We start from the raw sequence: 18,994 nt of genomic DNA, 5'->3' as shown, positions 1-18,994 counted from the left end.
AGGGATGGCGTATGAAGTTTTATAAACAAGTGATGAGAACATTTGTTGATCTACCAAGCCACCATTCTCTACTTATCCATTCCCTCGTTGGTTGTAACATGCACTGTTTTGGTTGTCATAATTATGATGAAATCGTAGCAAAAAAACATGAAGAATTTTTTACAGAAGAAGACATGATCCAGCAAATTCAGTTGAACGGCTATTTTTTTGATGCAATTATTTTCAGTGGTGGAGAATTTTTATTAGAAAAGATTGAACCCATAATCAACTTCTTAAATAGAATCCGAAGTATATTTCATGGATTGATTATTATCAATACCAACGGTACTTTCCCAGATAAAATGAGGACATTAATCAATCAAAAACTAGTTGATGGTTTTCATATTGATATGAAATTGCCCTATCATTTATTAGATATCAATGAAGACAAAGAGATTTTTCAAGCCATTATGGGTATTGAACCAACTCAACATTTTTTAGAAAAACTACTCACATCTATTGAAATCGTCATTCAACAAAATAGCCCCTATAGCCAAATCAGAACAGTAAAATATCCTATTTTAAGCGATGAATTTTTTGAAGAAATTGAGTATTACATTAAAACACTCAATCAAAATTATCATACTCAAGTGGAATATAGAATTAATGAGTTTCTAGACATCTCTCATTCCAAAATCTAGAAAGCTCAAGCCATTGGATACCTAAAATAAACGGGTATCCTTTTTATTAGGGAATCTTTGATAATTGTTAAGTGCATACTATTGGATGGAGGTGATAACAATGAAATATAAAATTGCTGATTTACAAAGAAATCTTGAATTCATTCAAAATATTACTGAACTTGAGCAAAAACTAAATAAAGTACTTGAGGGCAAGCATGTACTTATAGCATACAATTCCATAGAGAATAATCCCTTTGAAGAAGAGAACAAGTAAATGTGGAACGAACATGTAAATATAATTATATCTTGATACATCGATATTCCCCATTAGGAATAATACCTATATTCTCAGCTTGGTATTTTTCAAAGATCCATTTGATGACACTTCCATGGGTGATAATCAAAAGGTTTTCATTTGGGTAAGTTACTTTTAATTCTTTGAGCCCTGTATGGATTCGATCAAGTAAACTCTGGACCGGTTCGATACTAAATCGGTTGTCTTCCAGTTCTTCAATATCCCTGATTTTATATTGTAATCGAATCTCCTGTAATATTTTCCCTTCTAATTCACCAAATGAACGTTCCCGAAAATAATCAAGCTCAACCAGTGGAAGGTTTAATATACGTTGACAAATACTTGCCGATTCTTTTGCTCTATGTAATGGGCTGGTTATAATTTTGGTAACTTGTATATTTCTGTTCGAAAGTAAATCGAAGCATGCTTTTTCAATCTGTTTTTTCCCTTTATCGGTTAAAGAAACTTGCTGAATTCCCTGAATTCGGTTAAACACATTCCATTCCGATTCTCCATGCCGCATTAAGATTACTTTTAACATACATTCCCTCTATTCCAATTCATTCATAAGTATAATTCTAGAAATTCCCACCATACTAGTTCTAAGGAGGGATATTAATGAATTACCATTTTACTAATTTAAAAAACCATCCCGAACTATTAAAAGAGATCACCCAACTTGAAGAAAAAATAAATCATGTGTTAGGTGATCACGTTGTCCTGATTGCTTATTCTGAGGATTTCTCAAAAACGTAGTCGAATCCTTCTTTAGTGAAGTCCCTATAAGATAAAAAATTAATTTTGAAGGCGAAAGTTTAGCCATTTTTTAATCACAAAGATACCAATCACAACAATCACCATCGATAAGAGTGATACATTATGATGCAATAATCTTTGAAGAAATAGTGTGAAGGTTCCATTACAAAAAATGATAACACTCCAAAACATAGTTGCTTGCCTATGTAATAACACTTCTTTTACAGGAACATACCTTTCCTGATAACTACGATCAAACATTGAAGTAAATGGCAAGTTTGTAAATAGTGAAAAGACAGAATTGATTGCAAAAGAAAAAGATACTACTTGACCAGTATAATCTACAACAGAAAAAATATCACGTGTAAATAAATAATAGCCAAGACCGATTAAATGCCAAGTTAATGTACTTGAAAAAAACCAATCCCATCTCACTTTAGACAAATTGCTCCATACCATAGTTAGACTCCAAATAAAACCAATTCCATAAGAAAGGAGCACAATAGATTGATTAGGAATATGGCTTAGTCCCATTGTTGTCATCATAAATAACCCATAGTTCATTCCTTTTTTCATAAATCCTCCTACATCAACAAACTATTGTTTTTAATACTATTTTAACACTATTTATATTGTTTTTGGTGTTAGATAACACTTAATCTGCTTCTAAAGAATATGAAGAAAAATAAAAAAATTGAAAAAAAACCAACTTAATACTAGACAATATCCTCATCATCATGTAATATCATGTGTAAAGACACATAAATATACATATAGCAATAGAAATGAGGGGGATTAAATGAGTACATCTGCATTTGAAGCGACTGAATCAAATCAAGAATACAAAAGATTGATTGGTGTTGCTGGGATTGGCTGGGCGTTTGATGCGATGGATGTGGGGCTATTATCTTTTATTATGGTGGCTTTATCTAAAGAATGGGGTCTAACTCCATCATTATCAGGCTGGCTTGGTACGATTAATTTAATCGGTATGGCTATAGGTGCTACGTTAGGTGGAATACTTGCTGACCGCATAGGAAGAAAACCCATTTTTCTATATACTCTATTATTATTTGGTATTGCGACAGCCACTAGTGCATTAGCGACTACTTTTGTTGTTATGTTAATATTCCGTTTTCTTATTGGTTTAGGAATTGGTGCCGAATTACCTGTTGCCTCTACTTTAGTGAGTGAACATGCTCCAGAACATAGTAGAGGAAGGGCAGTTGTTCTGCTAGAAAGCTTTTGGGCCATTGGCTGGATCTTAGCCGCTATCCTTGCTTATTACGTTATTCCTAATCCAAATTTAGGTTGGCGAGCTGCATTAATCATTGGTGGTCTACCCGCTATATATGCTGCTTTAATCCGTAAACAGGTACCTGAGTCACCTGTCTTTTTAGCGCAACAGAATAAGAAACAATTAAAAAACAAAAATATCAAACTCTTATTTACCCAATATAGCAAAGAAACGGTTACTTTATGGACTTTATGGTTTGTCATCGCCTTTTCCTATTATGGCATGTTTTTATGGTTACCTTCTGTCCTTGTTGATAAAGGCTTTGATATGATTCGTTCTTTTGAGTATGTGTTGATGATGACTCTTGCACAAGTTCCCGGATACTTTACAGCTGCTTATTTGATTGAAAAATGGGGAAGAAAACCAGTACTGATGATTTTCTTATTAGGCACAGCACTAAGTGCATGGTTCTTTGGTTCAAGTTCAGAAACCACTTCATTACTAATATGGGGTTCCTTATTATCTTTCTTTAATTTAGGGGCTTGGGGTGGACTTTATGCCTATACGCCTGAAAATTACCCTGGAGTTATTCGCGGATCTGGTTCTGGTGCAGCCGCTGGATTTGGTAGAATCGGTAGTATTATTGCTCCCTTACTTGTAGGTGTATTGATAGGTGAAGAAATGAGTTATCAAAGTATCTTCCTTATTTTCACAATCACGATTATGGTAGGAATCATCGTTTTATGGTTTGTTGGCAAGGAAACGAAGCCTGAAACTACAAATTAAAAAATATGATAAAAATATGGATGGCTACTACCAAATTCGTTATGGTAGTAGCCATTTTCACTCTCTGTGCTTCGATCTGTTCTTATAGGTATTAGATTTGCTTTAACACATTTGCCATTTCAATTGCAGAAATCGCAGCTTCCCAACCTTTATTCCCAGCCTTCGTTCCTGCCCTTTCAATCGCTTGTTCAATCGAATCAGTTGTTAACACACCAAAGATTACTGGAACATCTGCTTGCAAACTAATCGCTGCCGTTCCTTTTGCAACCTCAGAAGAGACATATTCAAAATGAGGTGTGGCCCCACGAATCACTGCTCCTAATGTAATGACTGCATCATACTTTTTAGAATTAGCCATTTTCTTCGCAGCGAGTGGAATCTCAAAAGCTCCAGGTACCCAAAGCACTTCAATCTGTTTCTCTTCCACTCCGTGACGAATGAGTGCATCTTTAGCTCCATTTAATAATTTACTAGTTATAAATTCATTAAAACGCGAAACCACAATTCCCATTTTTAATCCTGTTCCTACTAAATGACCTTCATATACTTTTCCCATTTGAATTCCTCCTCTTAAACATGTAATAAATGGCCTAATTTGCTTTTTTTCGTTTGTAAATAACGAAGATTATCTTTATTGGGCTTAATCAGTAAGGGAACACGTTCCACGACTTCTAAGCTATGACCTTCTAACCCTTTTATTTTTCTTGGGTTATTGGTTAATAAGCGTATCTTTCCTACTCCTAAATCTTTTAAAATTTGTGCTCCAATGCCATAGTCTCTTAAATCAGCAGGAAAACCTAACTTATGATTGGCTTCAACCGTGTCAAAACCTTGGTCTTGCAACTGATAAGCTCGTAACTTATTGATTAGTCCAATCCCTCTTCCTTCTTGTCGCATATACAGTAGAACACCTTGGCCAGCTTCTTCAATTTGTCTTAATGCAGCATGAAGCTGTGGACCACAATCACAGCGAAATGACCCAAAAATATCCCCTGTTAAACATTCGGAATGTACACGAACGAGTGTCGGTGTATCCTGATTGATCTCGCCCTTCACTAAGGCTAGATGTTCCTTATCATCCACCTTATTAGTGTAAGCAATCACTTTAAAAGTTCCATATTCGGTTGGCAAATTGACTTCTACTTCACGTTGAACCAATGTTTCTTTTTCTTTGCGATATTTAATCAAATCAGCAATCGTAATCATTTTTAGTTCATGATCTTTTGCAACTTGCTGTAAATCTGGTACTCTTGCCATCGTTCCATCTTCCTTGATAACTTCACAGATCACTCCAGCAGGATAAACGCCAGCCAATTTTGCTAGATCAACAGCAGCCTCGGTATGGCCTGCACGTCTTAACACACCGCCTTCACGTGCAATCAACGGGAAAACGTGACCAGGTCTTCGGAAGTCCTCTGACCTTGTTTTAGAATTTAATAATGCTTGTATCGTTTGTGAACGTTCATATGCAGAGATACCTGTTGTACTTTCTTTATAATCAATAGATACAGTAAATGCAGTACCATGGGGATCCGTATTATTCTCTACCATAGGTGATAAATTTAATTCATTTGCTCTTTCTTTTGTAATCGGTACACAAACCAAGCCTCTACCATGCCTAATCATAAAATTGATTATTTCTGGAGTTGCCTTTTCTGCCAATGCGATAAAATCTCCTTCGTTCTCACGATCTTCATCATCTACAACAATAATCACTTTTCCTTGTTGTAACTCTTCTATTGCTTCTTCAATAGTAGCAAACATTTTAAGCCCCCCTACTTTTTAAGCAAATCCATTCTCTTTTAAAAAATCTTCAGTTAAATTAGTTTTCTCATTTGATCGCTGTTCCAACAGATTGGTCACGTATTTCTCTACAAATTTCCCAATCATATCCACCTCAATATTTACGGTTTGCCCGATCTGTTTTGATACCAAATTGGTTTGTTGAAGGGTATGAGGAATGATCGAAACTGAAAATTGGTTTTTCTCTACATCAACAAGCGTTAAACTAATCCCATCAATTGCGATCGATCCTTTGGGAACCATGTATTTTGTTAAAGAGGGATTCGCATGAAAAGTAAAATAAATCGCATTATCTACTGGCTTTTTTTCATGCAAGGTGGCTACTCCATCGATATGTCCTGCAACAAAATGTCCACCAAACCTTCGATTGGGTGTCATTGCCCTTTCTAGATTTACTAAACTACCTGTCTTTAAATCCTTCAGATTCGTACGATGAATGGTTTCAGGCATGACATCGACAGTGAAGGAAAAAGATTGGTAAGAGGTCACCGTTAAACAAATTCCGTTTACAGCGATACTATCCCCAATTGACACCTCCTCTAAAATTTCTTTTGCTTCAATCGTGAGTACCATGGCATCCCCCGAACGAGTTATGTTTTTAATCCTTCCTACTTCTTCAATCAATCCGGTAAACAATTAACCTTCCCCCCCTTCGCTTGATGAAAAGATAGGATACCCCGTGATGCAAAAGTCATCTTCAAACTGTTGGATAGAAATGTTGGTTAAGGGAACGGCTTGAGTCATCATTGTTTTTCCTTCCCCACCAATACTGGTTAGGGATTGAAACCCTCCTACTAATTTTGGAGCAATAAATCCTATATATTTATCTATCAATCCATGGTCAAACAAACTACCCGTTAAGGTTGATCCCCCTTCAACAAATACGGATGTTACATGATTTTTACCTAAATATTGAAGCACTTCTTGCAATAGAACACTTTCTTCCCCTTTTGTTACGATGACTTGGATACCCATTTTTGTTAACTCATTTATTTTCTGCTCTGATACCTGATTCGTTGTGAAAATCCATGTAGGTGCTTTTCCATCTATTACTACCTTTGCATCTAATGGAATTCTCAATTTTGAATCGACCACAATTCGAATAGGGTTAAGTCCTTCTACTTCAGTTCGTACCGTTAAGGAAGGATTGTCTTTTAAAATCGTCCCAATCCCAACCATAATCGCATCATGTTCATGTCTTAGTTGATGAACATATGCTCTCGACTTTTCCCCTGTGATCCATTTACTACTTCCCGTATAAGTAGCGATTTTCCCATCAAGGGTCATCGCGGTTTTTACGGTAACAAATGGCATACGGGTTGTAATATATTTGTTAAAGCTTTCATTAAGCTGTTTTGCTTCTTGTTCTAAGACTCCTACAGTAACTTCTATACCAGCCTTTTCTAATAAATCAATACCCATCCCTGAAACTAACGGATTCGGGTCTAAGGTGGCCACAACTACTCTTTTGACTTGTTCAGCAACGATTCGTTCTGCACATGGAGGAGTTCGACCAAAATGACTACAAGGTTCAAGTGTTACATAAAGTGTGCTATTTTTAGCAAGTGAACCTGCCATATTTAATGCATGAACTTCTGCATGAGGTTGGCCTGCTTTTAAATGTGCTCCCATTCCAACGATACGACCCTGATTAACAATCACCGCTCCTACAACTGGATTGGGGGAGGTTTGCCCTTTGGTTCCCTTTGCCAAATCAAGGGCTATTTTCATATAATCCCGATCGTTCATGTTTATCTCCTTTTCCTTTAAAATGCATACTCCGATTACTTTTGTAGGTCCCATAAATTTAGAAAAAAAGACCCCAAAGCATCATGCTTCAGGGTCTTATGTTAAGTAAGATAGATAATGTGAATTTTCAAATGGATAGAATATAGCCATAAAAACAAGAAAAAATGCAATTCAAAAAAAGACAAAGCGGCATTTTCTGAATTTACACATCTATGGATAGAATTCACCTTATCATATCCTTCTCCCATCCAGACTTTACTGTCGGTTTCGGAATCTCACCGAATCAGCCAACACATCAAAAAACGTATTGGGTCGCGGACTACAGGTTATCCCTGATTACCGCCGGTTGGGAATTTCACCCGACCCCGAAGGATTTATTTAACTTATTTGATTCTATCTTATACCTTTTCTAATAAATCTGCAAATGTAATTTTGTTTAGGTAGTTATGGTATATTTACTTTTAATTAAAGGCCTTTAAACCATTCCATCAATTCATTTGGTACCATAGTTTTATTATCAACAAGCTTTGTATTTTCAGATAATGTTTTCTTTTGTCCATTTATGGTGACTGTATTTTCACCAAGTTTAAATGAAATAGTATTCTCTCCTTTTTTGATGGTTACCATTTTTGTCTTTCCGTTCCATTGTACAGTTGCGCCTAAATCTTCAAAAACTTGACGAACCGGAACAAAAACATTCTCTTTATCGGTTACCTTTGAAACCTCTTTATTTCTATCTGCAACCACCTTGGATAGAGATGGTAATCCACTAATATAACCTACAATTCCTGCATTTTTATTTTCAAAATTCTCGTTAATATATTTGTCGACTTCAGCTTTCAAAGAATCAGACATTTGCTTTTCTTCAAGTTCTTCGCCAGGATGTTGTAAATTGCTCATGATATAACTAAATCCGTTTAAATTATCAACAGCTTGCAAACGAGTTCCTTCTGCACCGACAGGTAAAGTTAGAATTCTGGATAACTTTTTCGTATCAACATTATAAGCCCATACAAAGTTGTTAGTATGAAGTCCACTATCTTCGCCAATGAATAAAGTTCTTAATTCTTCAGAGAAGGATAAGTTATCTGGATTTGCTACCTTATCAACGACAGCAGTGTTTCCCTTTTCATCTGGGACTAGCAAATCTTCACCTATGATTAAACCTTTCATTGTTGCTGGAACATAACTGCTATCAATGTGATTATTCTCACTGTCCTTTTGTCCAGCTTTCAAAGCAAGTTCATAAGTGGCACCAGCTTTTAATTTTGGTAATTGAATATCATCTTGTGGATCTAATCCATTTTCATCCTTTAACATACCTTTTTCTAAATAGGAAATAGCAATATACACTTTGTTATCCTTAACATTAACAGCAACTCCTTCCATCTTATTAAATTCGGAAGTTGCTCCTAACATCGCACCATAACGGCGGGACTCTAGAAATGCTGCAGCTTTTTCCATTCCTGGTTTTACTTTTAACCATTCTACATTTCCGCTTGGGTACGTTTTAATCTTACTAAACCCTTCTGTATCTTGATCAGCGGTTTCGAAAATATCACTAAACTTTATTCCTTTATCAATGTATGATTTAATTTCTTCATCTGTTGCATGACCTAATTTAATCCATTTTAGATTAGCAACCCCACCATTTTGATCACTTGTTTGGATCCATTTTGCAGCATACAAGGTACCAGCAGATAGATCCTGAGCATTGTCCGCTACATACATAAACAACATAGTATTTGTACCATCATCACCAAAGAATACGGTTTTTCCATCTGGAGCAACTTTACCTAACTCATGAGAAAATCTTCCCATGCTGTAATGTTTTACAACTGTTGTAGATTTATCAGGGCGTACCACTACTTCAGGAATATATCCATATGCATAAGGATTACCTACTTTATTTTCGTCTTGAAAATAATTTTTTGTAAAAGAACTAACAAAGGTTTTATTTTGGTCTGCTTCATAAGCACGTGCATCTGCATCGTATTCTTCACTACTTAGGTGAGTATTCCAAGGTGTTACAGAACCATTACATGGTATCCACAATCCATCTACTTTTGAAAAATCTACTTTTTTCAAATCAACAACCTCTAATTCACCTGTTGTTCTATTCTGATCAATCGTACTTAAACTAATAGAAGCTGGAACTTGTCCATAGGCTGATTTACCAGTTTGGTCTCTTGAAATATATTCGTAATGAGTAAGCAAACTTAATGGATTGCCACCTAATTTGGTTGGTGCGTCATAGATTGTACAGCCTGAGCACATTCATGAATATGTCGAGTATAATCATGAATAAGTTCTTTAGCTACATTTTTATGCTGATCATCAATAAGACCCGTTGTCCCCACATTGATCACGTCCACATCTACTTCTCGTGGATCCTTATAGGTACACATAAAATCAAAGTCGTACCCTGTTCGCCCTTTTACATTGATATGGATCATCAAGGCATTTGATCGTCCTTTTATTGGTTTAACCTCAACTGAATCTCCATAGTGTAATAATTGAGGTAACGTTCTTTGCCATGCTTCAGCTAAATTTTGCTGGTCTATATTTAACACTTCCTGATTTTCTTTCAAAACCAACACCTCCGCTTTATTAGGATGTGATATGACTTGTTCTTTTATACGAACCTAAGAATGTTAGACTTACAAAAGGAAGAAGCTTAAAACTACTCAATCGTTAAATAAACGATTTTTTCAGCTGCATTAATCCAAACAGGAAAAAGGCACAACGCAAAAAGCTCGATTACACAAAATTCTTGACAGTAGCACTTATTATATATATATTTAATAAATAAATTGAATTTCGCTATATATAGTATTTATTTGCATCTTTTTAAAATGTTATAATTACTTTTGGACATGAAGTAAGATTAGTCGGTAGGCAGTGGTTGTGAGCGAAAGTATGCAAATTCAACGAATCTATTATTTATTGTAGATTTTCGTTAGCAACCAATGACATAAGTTTTAAAGCTTCAGCTGAAATCTAATCTGAAAAATGTGTTATAAAAGAGACTGGGATTCCTATTGGTTCAAATGGATCAAAAGTAGACTACATATCGTGGTTTAAGGTGAGTCGTTTGGCGAAACCTGAATACTCTAATCTCTTCCGTAAAGGAAGACTTGGAGTGTTCAGGTTTTTCTATTATATACAAAAATAGAAGGGAGAAATTTTTGAAGATGAAAAAAATCATATTGGTACTTTTAAGTTTAACATTAATATTTGCTTTTACCGGATGTAGCGGCACCACATCTCAAGATCAAGCAAATGAAGATGAAACATTCAGCTTCGCAATGAGTGGCTTATACAAGCCATTTAACTTTAAAGATAAGGATGGTAAACTTGTAGGATTTGATGTTGAAATTGGTAAGGAAATAGCGAAAAGAATGGGAATGAAAGCTGAGCCTGTTACAAATCCATGGGAAACAATACTTATGGGATTAACATCTGGTAAGTATGATGCAATTATAGGAAGTATGGCTATAACAGAGGATAGAAAGAAACAAGCAGACTTTTCACGTCCATATTATCGTTCAGGAGCCCAAATTTTCGTTGATGGGGATAACGCAGAAATTAAAAGTGTTGATGATGTAAAAGGTAAAGCAATTGGTGTAGTTAAAAATAGCACATTTGGAGCAGAAGCAAAGAAACTTACTGATATAGTTCAAGAGTATGATAGTGACTTAACCGCATTACAGGATCTTGCATCAGGACGTATAGATGCAGTAATTACAGATCAGATGGTTGGATTCCGAGTGATGAAGGAAGGTACTTTAAATATTAAGGACATTGGAGAACCTTTATGGCTTGATGAAATGGCGATACCTGTTAACAAAGGGAATACAGAGCTATTAAATAAAATAAATAAAGCGTTAGATGACATGATTAATGATGGAACATATGAAAAAATAAGCACAAAGTGGTTTGGGCGCAGTATTTTAGGCGAGTAAATACTTTTTTAAGCGCACAGTATGTTACTGTGCGCTTTTCAAATATTATGGAGGTGAATTACATCCATGACACTTTTTACAAATATGTATACTATCCTAAATGAAAATCTTTCTTTATTAATTAAAGCACTAGGTATAACCATTCAACTTACAGCAACATCCTTAGTTTTTGGAGTAATCATTGGATTAATTATTGCTTTTCTTAAAATTTCTCATATAAAAATCTTTAATTCTATTGCTAACCTATATTTAACTGTTATTCGCGGTATGCCCCTGATTGTATTAATTGCGCTTTTTTACTTCGGTATTTATAAAATTATAACCTTATCTCCTTTTTGGGCAGGAGTAATAGCATTAGGAATTCATAATGGTGCATATATAGGTGAGATATTTCGTGGCTCTATTCAATCTATTGATAGGGGTCAGATGGAAGCTTCAAGATCACTAGGAATGACATATTTATTAGCAATGAGAAGGATTATACTCCCGCAAGCTTTTAAACGGGCAATACCCCCTTTAGGTAACCAATTTATTATTGGACTTAAAGACTCTTCTCTAGTATTTTTTATCGGTGTAACTGAATTATGGGGAACTGGACAAAGCATCGCGTCACGAATCTTTATGCAATTACCTACTTATTTAGTTGTCGCTATCTTTTATTTAGCTATGGTCTTATTCTTTTCATGGATTGTTTCAATTTTAGAAGCAAAGCTAGACGTTGACAAGAGAGGATGATTAAATAATATGATTAAAATTTCGAATTTAAATAAATATTTTGGTTCTTTACACGTTCTAAAGGATATTAATCTTAATGTTGATGAAAGTGAAGTAGTGGTACTTATAGGTGCAAGCGGGTCTGGTAAAAGTACCCTTTTACGTTGTATTAATTTCCTCGAATATCCTCAAAGTGGAAAGATCGAAATAGATAAGGAAGTAATAGACCCCGAAAAAACAAATTTAAATTTAATTAGACAAAAGGTTGGAATGGTATTTCAGCATTTTAACTTGTTTCCTCACAAAAGTGTTATTGAAAATATTATAGAAGCTCCTATTCATGTAAAAGGAATATCAAAAGATGAAGCAATGACAATTGGCAGGGATTTATTAGATAAAGTAGGATTACCTGATAAGGAACAAGCTTATCCAACACAATTATCCGGTGGACAAAAACAAAGGGTGGCTATAGCAAGGGCTCTAGCTATGCATCCAAAAGCAATGCTTTTTGATGAACCAACTTCTGCTTTAGATACTGAGCTGGTTGGTGAGGTTCTTCAGGTCATGAAGGATTTAGCTAAGGATGGGATGACGATGGTTGTGGTAACACATGAGATGGGCTTTGCTAGAGAAATGGCAGATAGGGTTGTTGTAATGGATGAAGGGATGATTATAGAAGAGGGACCTTCAGAAAAAATATTCACAAATCCCAATGAAGAACGAACAAAAGACTTTTTAAGCAAAATCTTTTAAATAATAGAAGAAGATGGGAAGCCTTCTCTTCTTTTAATTAAAGTAACCTCAGTTCATTATTAAATTGCAAAGCCAACATAGTATAATGGACCCATAGACTAGGACAGCATAATCGAGAAATTAAGTTATAATGAATCTATGGGTACATAAAATTATGATGCAAAGAGAAAACTGCTGTTTTCAATATTAGAAACAACAGCCATTTGTTTTGATCTCGTACCGTTCACTGGATTGTTTTATAATTCACATCTATGTTTATCTCCTCCATCCGCATTCGTCCATTATAGAGTATTCACTTTTTAAGGTAGAGAAAACAAAAAGACGGCATCTATCACAAAGATAGATACCGTCTATGTATTAACACAAAACTATTTTTTGTTCAATATTTCTTCTGCTTTAGCCTTAAAATCTCTTAATTCATTAAGTGTTCCTTCTTGTTCAGCCCTTTTATTTGTATAATCCCAGTCAATCTCCTCATAGTTTAAGATGATCATTCCAAGAACCCATTCCTCATCTGAAAATTCTCGCCAGAATTTGTATCGATTTAAACGGTCTATAATGATATCTTCAATTCCAATAAAATAAGCAAACATTCCTTCATTCGTTCTAACCTTTATTACCTTATCCCAACTTCCTGCTAAGGGGCCTGATGGGACTTCTAAGGCCAATTCAAAATCCTTTTCTTCTATTATCCAATATTTACCCTCTCTGAAGAAACCTAATGGTTTTAAAACAGAATCAATTTCTGAAATAGATAACTCACAAAGCATATCGATATCCATTGTCGCATAACCACCAGAAGTATAAAATTCAACTGCTTGTCCGCCAACAATAACAGGAGTTATTCCTTTTACTTCAAGAGCTTTTGTAATAATTGCTATAATTTGTACCTTTTTGTGTAAGTTGTCATGATCCGACCGAACTATATTTTTAATCTTACTTTTTAATACGTCATTGTTCATTTGTACCCCTCTCTTTTCTAAGTTCATACTCGCGTTCGCCTATCTTTTTAAAAAGTCTATCTTTTCTCTTTTTCGCCATCTTAAACAAAAGAAGTTGTTTTTCTGGATCACGTTTTCTAAATGTAGAACTTGGTTTTCTTTCTAGTTGATCTCGCATTTTCAAAAAGTTTATCTTTGAGGATTTTCTTTTCTGATTATATTCATCAAAATTGATCGTTCTCATATCCTTCACCTTCTCATTACTTACTCGAAACTATTACTAATAATATACCAATTATCGGTAATATTCGCTATGAATATTCTGAAAAAGCGAAAAAAAACACCTCATGCGGTGTTTTTTTTCTTAATATGTATGGTGGAGGCGAGGGGAATCGAACCCCTGTCCGAAAATAACGCCACATCAGCTTCTCCGAGTGCAGTTACTTGATTTGGATTCGCTTATCCGACTGCCAAGTAACAAACGTTCGAATAAGCTAGTCTGATTGGTCTCTTCGGCCACCTACAGACGGAAGGTGAACCGCGTATCCCACTAAAGTTGAGCCCTAGTCACGCCACATGGGCGATGGAGTGGTAGAGCCGCAAGCTGAATTAAGCAGCTAATGCGAAGTTATTGTTAGTTTTGCCAGTTATTATTGGCTTTCGCGTTTTAACGAGGCCGCTGCCCCTCGACTCGCTACTGATGCTCGAACTATCCCCGTCGAATCCAAAACGCCCCCGTATTAGAGGTGAGAAGTGAATGATTAACTTCAACCACTTACTACATACTATAGTATATCATGATTGATATACTTTTAAAAGTTGAACCTTTTACCATCAATATTTTTGCTTTTCTCGCAGAGCACGCGCCATTTCGCGATTAGCATCTCTTTTTGCAATGTCATGCCTTTTGTCATACAATTTTTTACCTTTAGCTAAAGCTAAGTCTAATTTGGCAAACCCATTGCGTAAATATAGCTTAAGAGGAACTAAAGAATACCCTTGTTCTTTAGTCTTACCAATTAATTTTCTAATCTCCTCTTTATGAAGAAGTAATTTTCTTGTTCTTGTCGGTTCATGATTAAACCGATTCCCATGTTCAAAAGGACTAATATGCATATTATGAATAAAAACTTCCCCATTAGAGATACGAGCAAAGCTGTCCTTTAAATTAGCTTTTCCTGCACGGATGGATTTAATTTCTGTTCCAGTAAGCACGATCCCAGCCTCATAGGTATCCTCAATAAAATAATCATGGGTTGCCTTTTTGTTTTGTGCGACAACTTTTCCATCCTTTTTCCCCATTTCGTGCTCACCTCTTACATATAATATCGTTAGAAAAATATTATATCAAAACCACAATGTAAAATCAAAAGGGAAACCGTTGTCCGTTTCCCTTCTTTTCATATTTATTCAAATCTAATTCTTCGTTATGATCGAGTTCTTTTCTTTTTTGCCTTTTTCTTTTTATCATTTTTCGCCACGATCACTTTACTTTCAGTTTTATCAGTAGATCGTTTCCCTTTTGGTTTTCTGCTGTTTCGTTTTCCACTCTCAATTAATTTAGGCCTTTTCATTTTATTGGCGGATTTTGGTTTCATATCTACAAGTTCAAAGTCAACTGTGTGCTCATCTAGATTTACATTCGATACACGAACCTTTACCGTATCGCCAATTCGGAATATTTTTCCTGTTCTCTCACCAATTAAGGCAAACTGTTTTTCGTGAAAATAATAGTAGTCATCGATTAAATAGCTGACATGGATTAAACCTTCAACAGAATTTTCCAACTCTACAAACATACCAAATGAGGTGACACTGCTAATCATTCCTTCAAATTCTTCACCAATTTTATCAAGCATGAATTCTGCTTTTTTCAAATCATCTGTTTCTCTTTCTGCATCAACCGCTACTCGTTCCCTTTCTGAGGAGTGTTCAGCAACAATTGGCATCATACTTTGCAAGTATGCATGTCTTTCTGGTGAAAGAGCTCCTTGTTCTAATACTTCCCGAATAATTCGATGGATCTGTAAATCAGGGTATCTACGAATTGGCGAAGTAAAATGGGAATAAAATTCGGTAGATAGACCAAAATGGCCTAATGGTTCTGCGTCATATCGTGCTTGCCTCATCGAACGTAAAAGTACTGTACTTATAATGGTTTGTTCTGGCGTATCTTGAATTTCCTCAAGGACGGTTTGTAATGCACGTGGATGAATTTGATTGCTTAACCCTTTTACCACATAACCAAAATTGGTGATAAACTCCGCAAAAGCAAATAGTTTATCTGGATCTGGATCTTCATGGACACGATATAAAAAGGGTACTCGTAACCAATAAAAGTGTTCTGCCACTGTTTCATTCGCTTTTAGCATAAATTCTTCAATAATTTGTTCGGCAATCGAGCGTTCACGTTTTCTTATCTCAATTGGTTTTCCTTCTTCATCAACGATGATTTTTGATTCCTCAAAATCAAAATCAATCGCACCCCGACTCATTCGTTTATTACGCAAAATAAGTGCTAAATCCCTCATCATTTTAAAATCATCGATCAGACCTTTATATCTTTCCATTAATTCTGGCGGTTCTTCTTCAAGTATTTTTCTTACATTGGTATATGTCATTCGCTCATTTGTACGTATAACGCTTGTAAAGATATCGTGATTCACAACTTCCCCGCGGGGAGTAATCTCCATTTCACAACTCATCGCTAAACGATCCACTTGCGGGTTTAAGGAACAGATACCATTAGATAACCGATGAGGTAACATAGGGATGACTCGATCTACTAAGTAGACGCTTGTTCCTCTAAAATAGGCTTCCCGATCTAAATGAGATCCTTCCTTTACATAATAAGAAACATCCGCAATATGTACTCCTAATAAATAATTTCCATTCTCTAATCGTTCAATAGAGACAGCATCATCTAAATCTTTTGCATCCTCACCATCAATCGTGACCATTTTTTTATTTCGAAGATCACGTCTATTCTTGATCTCATCTTCTGAAATCGAATCAGGTACTTTTTCTGCTTCTTGCATCACTTCATCGGAAAAAGCTTCTGGTAAGCCATATTTGCGAATAATCGATAAGATATCGACACCTGGATCATTTTTATGGCCCAAAATCTCAATAACTTCCCCTTCTGGACTCATTCTTCCTTCAGGATATTTAGTGATCCTAACAACTACCTTATGCCCTTCAACAGCCCCATTCACACCGGCTTTTGGAATAAAAATATCTTGGTAAATTCGCTTATCATCTGGAATGACAAAACCATAATATTCCCCTTCGGTAAAGGTACCTACAACTTGACGATTTGCTCGTTTTAGAATGCGTACGATTTCACCTTCCCTACGAGTACCAGAGGTTTTTAGGCTTATCCTTGCCAAGACATGGTCACCATTCATCGCACCATGCATATCGTTCAGATGAATATAGACGTCTGATTCCCCTTTATCCTCAGGAATGACAAAACCAAATCCTTTTGGATGACTCTGTAACTTCCCTTTGATCAAATTCATTTTTTCAGGAAGACCATAGGTGTTTGCCCTTGTTCGTACAATTTCACCATTTTCCTCTAATTCATTCATCAATTTAACAAACTCTTTAAAATCTTGAGCACCTTCAATAGCGAAGACCTCTTCTAATTCTCTGATCGTCATTGGTTTATATAGTTTTTCTCGCATAAAATCTAAAATATTATCTTTCGTCGCTTGCATAACGTAACACCCCTATAATTGAGGAAGATTGTTGTATCCTATATTATTGACTAATTTGCGATATAAATAAGTAAAGATCCTCAAAAACTTTTTCCCTTTCTTGATCAATAGTCAAGATATGTGTTGATTGTTCATACCATTTGATCTCTTTTGTTGATGAGCTTATATGTCGATAAATATAATTTGCACTTTCAGGGATTACCGTTTCATCACGTTTTCCTTGCATAATGAAAACAGGGCAATGAACACGGGGTAAATCATGTTTGACTTCTTTTATCAAGCGATGGAGACTTTCTACACATTTTATTGGAGTCCGATCATAGCTTGCTAGATTTTCCTCAATCTGATCCACCTTTTTTCCCTTAACCTGATAAGCTTTTATGTATTTAATCCACCTAGCAAAAGCCATCCGTTTGTCATGGACAAAAATGGGTGCTGCCATAGGAATCACTGCTAGTAATGGTTTTTCCATCGCTAATTTTAAAGATAAAATACCTCCCATCGATAACCCAATCGAAATTATCTGATCATATCCTTCGCTTTTCATAAACTCATAAGCTTCTAAGACACTATTCCACCAATCCTCTTGATTGGTTCTTGCCATCTCTTCCGGAGAAGTTCCATGCCCTGCTAATAACGGTGCATATACAGCATAACCCTTTTGCTGGAGAAAATCCCCTAATAATCTCATTTCAGCAGGAGAACCTGTAAATCCATGTATCAAGAGTAGCCCTATCCTTTTATCCCCTTGATAATAAAAAGGTTCTGGACTCTTTTTAGTGATTTTCATCAATACCACCTTCCTCATCGCCAAGTAAAAATTGACTTGCCTCCTCGATTACCAATTCTTTTTTTCCTCATCTCAGCAAACGATATGTCTCGATTTCGATAAAAAATAAGTATCTTTTCCTGGAACTTTATGGTTTCATAGATGTATTGCCTCTTTCGGGGTCAACCAGATCGTCCTGTTCACCTTGAATGATCAAAGTAGGAACGTTTATCAAGGAATAAATCTCCATCTATCTTTAAGCGTTTACGAAACTTCTCAATAAAGCATTTAGGATTCATGTAGAAACTTGGAATTAAAAGAAAGTTACTTTCTTTAGTATTAAAAAAACAGCAAGAGTACCCTGCTGTTATCTTAGTGTATTCATATTTTCACACATCATCTATTGCACTTTCACAATGTACGCAACAAGAATGGAAAGAATAATAAAGCCTACAGCTAACCCAATGGTTACTTTCTCAAGTACCGCATCTAGACCACGTGCCTTTTGTTTACCAAATAATTGTTCAGCTCCACCAGCAATACTTCCAGATAATCCAGCACTTTTACCAGACTGAAGTAGAACAGAACCTATTAACCCTAAAGACACAATGACTAATAGAATTTTTAAAAAAATGGCCACGATCAACACCTCCTTAAGGAGTTTAACATATGTAATTTAACATAAATCAGGACAAAGTTCAAGTTTTAATTCCAAGGTTTGTTATTGTTCTGTGATATTGTCATGTTATAACTGTTCAGAGAAAATGTCACTATGGGACAGGAGAAGATTACATTGACAAAAGCAGAACTCAAAAAAGTATTGGTCATTGAAAAGCTTGTTTCTC

Annotated in this window: 21 protein-coding genes, 1 other RNA gene and 1 riboswitch; of the genes, 7 read left to right on the top strand and 15 right to left on the bottom strand. The window is 35.5% G+C overall.

Annotated elements, in window-relative coordinates; translation table 11 throughout:
* Positions 1-11: 11 nt before the first annotated feature.
* Together BEN26_RS06160 and BEN26_RS06155 are read left to right on the top strand one after the other, a co-directional pair.
* Positions 12-680, top strand: coding sequence for a 4Fe-4S cluster-binding domain-containing protein (locus tag BEN26_RS06160; protein ID WP_069800849.1), 669 nt, complete (start codon positions 12-14; stop codon positions 678-680).
* A 100-nt stretch (positions 681-780) separates the two neighbouring features.
* Complete coding sequence (locus BEN26_RS06155; protein ID WP_181482222.1) at positions 781-936, top strand: hypothetical protein; 156 nt, start codon at positions 781-783, stop codon at positions 934-936.
* 25 nt (positions 937-961) lie between these two features.
* Here BEN26_RS06155 and BEN26_RS06150 read toward each other — a convergent pair whose 3' ends face one another.
* On the bottom strand, positions 962-1,498 hold the full coding sequence (locus tag BEN26_RS06150) for a histidine phosphatase family protein (RefSeq protein WP_069800851.1): 537 nt from the start codon (positions 1,496-1,498) through the stop codon (positions 962-964).
* Between the two features lie 77 nt (positions 1,499-1,575).
* On the opposite strand from BEN26_RS06150, the gene BEN26_RS06145 reads away from it, so the two are divergent.
* The gene (locus BEN26_RS06145; RefSeq protein WP_181482221.1) at positions 1,576-1,713 is read left to right on the top strand and encodes a hypothetical protein; all 138 of its coding nucleotides are present in this window, start codon (positions 1,576-1,578) and stop codon (positions 1,711-1,713) included.
* 39 nt (positions 1,714-1,752) lie between these two features.
* Here the strand turns inward: BEN26_RS06145 and BEN26_RS06140 are convergent, their stop codons facing one another.
* Positions 1,753-2,289: a hypothetical protein gene (locus BEN26_RS06140; RefSeq protein WP_069800853.1), complete on the bottom strand. Its 537-nt coding sequence runs from the start codon at positions 2,287-2,289 to the stop codon at positions 1,753-1,755.
* A 223-nt stretch (positions 2,290-2,512) separates the two neighbouring features.
* Here BEN26_RS06140 and BEN26_RS06135 point away from each other — a divergent pair, with 223 nt between their 5' ends.
* Positions 2,513-3,736: an MFS transporter gene (locus BEN26_RS06135; RefSeq protein WP_069800855.1), complete on the top strand. Its 1,224-nt coding sequence runs from the start codon at positions 2,513-2,515 to the stop codon at positions 3,734-3,736.
* A gap of 91 nt (positions 3,737-3,827) precedes the next feature.
* Here the strand turns inward: BEN26_RS06135 and ribH are convergent, their stop codons facing one another.
* The 6 genes from ribH to BEN26_RS06105 all read right to left on the bottom strand — a co-directional run bounded on the left by ribH (position 3,828) and on the right by BEN26_RS06105 (position 9,879).
* The gene (ribH, locus tag BEN26_RS06130) at positions 3,828-4,292 is read right to left on the bottom strand and encodes a 6,7-dimethyl-8-ribityllumazine synthase (protein ID WP_069800857.1); all 465 of its coding nucleotides are present in this window, start codon (positions 4,290-4,292) and stop codon (positions 3,828-3,830) included.
* Positions 4,293-4,306: 14 nt separating this feature from the next.
* Entirely contained in the window at positions 4,307-5,500 is a 1,194-nt protein-coding gene (locus tag BEN26_RS06125; protein WP_069800859.1) for a bifunctional 3,4-dihydroxy-2-butanone-4-phosphate synthase/GTP cyclohydrolase II, read from the bottom strand.
* 18 nt (positions 5,501-5,518) lie between these two features.
* On the bottom strand, positions 5,519-6,175 hold the full coding sequence (gene ribE, locus BEN26_RS06120) for a riboflavin synthase (RefSeq protein WP_069800861.1): 657 nt from the start codon (positions 6,173-6,175) through the stop codon (positions 5,519-5,521).
* Complete coding sequence (gene ribD, locus BEN26_RS06115; RefSeq protein WP_069800863.1) at positions 6,176-7,288, bottom strand: bifunctional diaminohydroxyphosphoribosylaminopyrimidine deaminase/5-amino-6-(5-phosphoribosylamino)uracil reductase RibD; 1,113 nt, start codon at positions 7,286-7,288, stop codon at positions 6,176-6,178.
* Positions 7,289-7,520: 232 nt separating this feature from the next.
* Positions 7,521-7,665, bottom strand: a riboswitch (FMN riboswitch).
* 88 nt (positions 7,666-7,753) lie between these two features.
* Positions 7,754-9,505 (bottom strand): stalk domain-containing protein, encoded by a 1,752-nt coding sequence (locus tag BEN26_RS06110; protein ID WP_069800865.1) that lies wholly within the window; start codon positions 9,503-9,505, stop codon positions 7,754-7,756.
* 17 nt (positions 9,506-9,522) lie between these two features.
* Entirely contained in the window at positions 9,523-9,879 is a 357-nt protein-coding gene (locus tag BEN26_RS06105; protein ID WP_069800867.1) for a hypothetical protein, read from the bottom strand.
* 603 nt (positions 9,880-10,482) lie between these two features.
* On the opposite strand from BEN26_RS06105, the gene BEN26_RS06100 reads away from it, so the two are divergent.
* From BEN26_RS06100 to BEN26_RS06090, 3 genes are all read left to right on the top strand, one after another.
* Positions 10,483-11,253 (top strand): ABC transporter substrate-binding protein, encoded by a 771-nt coding sequence (locus tag BEN26_RS06100; RefSeq protein WP_069800869.1) that lies wholly within the window; start codon positions 10,483-10,485, stop codon positions 11,251-11,253.
* An 84-nt stretch (positions 11,254-11,337) separates the two neighbouring features.
* The gene (locus BEN26_RS06095; RefSeq protein ID WP_069801075.1) at positions 11,338-11,988 is read left to right on the top strand and encodes an amino acid ABC transporter permease; all 651 of its coding nucleotides are present in this window, start codon (positions 11,338-11,340) and stop codon (positions 11,986-11,988) included.
* A 9-nt stretch (positions 11,989-11,997) separates the two neighbouring features.
* Positions 11,998-12,720 (top strand): amino acid ABC transporter ATP-binding protein, encoded by a 723-nt coding sequence (locus BEN26_RS06090; RefSeq protein ID WP_069800871.1) that lies wholly within the window; start codon positions 11,998-12,000, stop codon positions 12,718-12,720.
* A gap of 368 nt (positions 12,721-13,088) precedes the next feature.
* Here BEN26_RS06090 and BEN26_RS06085 read toward each other — a convergent pair whose 3' ends face one another.
* The 7 genes from BEN26_RS06085 to secG form a co-directional block, all read right to left on the bottom strand.
* Positions 13,089-13,682, bottom strand: coding sequence for a DUF6036 family nucleotidyltransferase (locus BEN26_RS06085; protein WP_069800873.1), 594 nt, complete (start codon positions 13,680-13,682; stop codon positions 13,089-13,091).
* On the bottom strand, positions 13,672-13,905 hold the full coding sequence (locus BEN26_RS06080; RefSeq protein ID WP_069800875.1) for a hypothetical protein: 234 nt from the start codon (positions 13,903-13,905) through the stop codon (positions 13,672-13,674). Before BEN26_RS06080 ends, BEN26_RS06085 begins: the two co-directional genes overlap by 11 nt.
* A 130-nt stretch (positions 13,906-14,035) precedes the next feature.
* Positions 14,036-14,398: a transfer-messenger RNA gene (gene ssrA / locus BEN26_RS06075) on the bottom strand.
* A gap of 97 nt (positions 14,399-14,495) precedes the next feature.
* The gene (smpB, locus tag BEN26_RS06070) at positions 14,496-14,963 is read right to left on the bottom strand and encodes an SsrA-binding protein SmpB (RefSeq protein ID WP_068725995.1); all 468 of its coding nucleotides are present in this window, start codon (positions 14,961-14,963) and stop codon (positions 14,496-14,498) included.
* Between the two features lie 125 nt (positions 14,964-15,088).
* The gene (gene rnr / locus BEN26_RS06065; RefSeq protein WP_084818894.1) at positions 15,089-17,380 is read right to left on the bottom strand and encodes a ribonuclease R; all 2,292 of its coding nucleotides are present in this window, start codon (positions 17,378-17,380) and stop codon (positions 15,089-15,091) included.
* A gap of 43 nt (positions 17,381-17,423) precedes the next feature.
* Positions 17,424-18,170 carry an alpha/beta hydrolase gene (locus tag BEN26_RS06060; RefSeq protein ID WP_069800878.1) on the bottom strand — a complete coding sequence of 249 codons (747 nt, stop codon included), beginning with the start codon at positions 18,168-18,170 and terminating at the stop codon, positions 17,424-17,426.
* A gap of 379 nt (positions 18,171-18,549) precedes the next feature.
* Positions 18,550-18,789 (bottom strand): preprotein translocase subunit SecG, encoded by a 240-nt coding sequence (secG, locus tag BEN26_RS06055; RefSeq protein WP_068726000.1) that lies wholly within the window; start codon positions 18,787-18,789, stop codon positions 18,550-18,552.
* Positions 18,790-18,994 lie beyond the last annotated feature (205 nt).

It is taken from the genome of Tepidibacillus sp. HK-1, from assembly GCF_001748485.2.
Lineage (GTDB): Bacteria > Bacillota > Bacilli > Tepidibacillales > Tepidibacillaceae > Tepidibacillus_B > Tepidibacillus_B infernus.
The sequence above is the reverse complement of the archived record's forward strand: the minus strand, read 5'-3'. Positions and strand labels throughout refer to the sequence as shown.

Coding starts and splice junctions, on each gene's coding strand:
- BEN26_RS06160 (WP_069800849.1), top strand. CDS start 12: ATGAAGTTTTATAAACAAGTGATGAGAACATTTGTTGATCTACCAAGC.
- BEN26_RS06155 (WP_181482222.1), top strand. CDS start 781: ATGAAATATAAAATTGCTGATTTACAAAGAAATCTTGAATTCATTCAA.
- BEN26_RS06150 (WP_069800851.1), bottom strand. CDS start 1,498: ATGTTAAAAGTAATCTTAATGCGGCATGGAGAATCGGAATGGAATGTG.
- BEN26_RS06145 (WP_181482221.1), top strand. CDS start 1,576: ATGAATTACCATTTTACTAATTTAAAAAACCATCCCGAACTATTAAAA.
- BEN26_RS06140 (WP_069800853.1), bottom strand. CDS start 2,289: ATGAAAAAAGGAATGAACTATGGGTTATTTATGATGACAACAATGGGA.
- BEN26_RS06135 (WP_069800855.1), top strand. CDS start 2,513: ATGAGTACATCTGCATTTGAAGCGACTGAATCAAATCAAGAATACAAA.
- ribH (WP_069800857.1), bottom strand. CDS start 4,292: ATGGGAAAAGTATATGAAGGTCATTTAGTAGGAACAGGATTAAAAATG.
- BEN26_RS06125 (WP_069800859.1), bottom strand. CDS start 5,500: ATGTTTGCTACTATTGAAGAAGCAATAGAAGAGTTACAACAAGGAAAA.
- ribD (WP_069800863.1), bottom strand. CDS start 7,288: ATGAACGATCGGGATTATATGAAAATAGCCCTTGATTTGGCAAAGGGA.
- BEN26_RS06100 (WP_069800869.1), top strand. CDS start 10,483: ATGAAAAAAATCATATTGGTACTTTTAAGTTTAACATTAATATTTGCT.
- BEN26_RS06095 (WP_069801075.1), top strand. CDS start 11,338: ATGTATACTATCCTAAATGAAAATCTTTCTTTATTAATTAAAGCACTA.
- BEN26_RS06090 (WP_069800871.1), top strand. CDS start 11,998: ATGATTAAAATTTCGAATTTAAATAAATATTTTGGTTCTTTACACGTT.
- BEN26_RS06085 (WP_069800873.1), bottom strand. CDS start 13,682: ATGAACAATGACGTATTAAAAAGTAAGATTAAAAATATAGTTCGGTCG.
- BEN26_RS06080 (WP_069800875.1), bottom strand. CDS start 13,905: ATGAGAACGATCAATTTTGATGAATATAATCAGAAAAGAAAATCCTCA.
- smpB (WP_068725995.1), bottom strand. CDS start 14,963: ATGGGGAAAAAGGATGGAAAAGTTGTCGCACAAAACAAAAAGGCAACC.
- rnr (WP_084818894.1), bottom strand. CDS start 17,380: ATGCAAGCGACGAAAGATAATATTTTAGATTTTATGCGAGAAAAACTA.
- BEN26_RS06060 (WP_069800878.1), bottom strand. CDS start 18,170: ATGAAAATCACTAAAAAGAGTCCAGAACCTTTTTATTATCAAGGGGAT.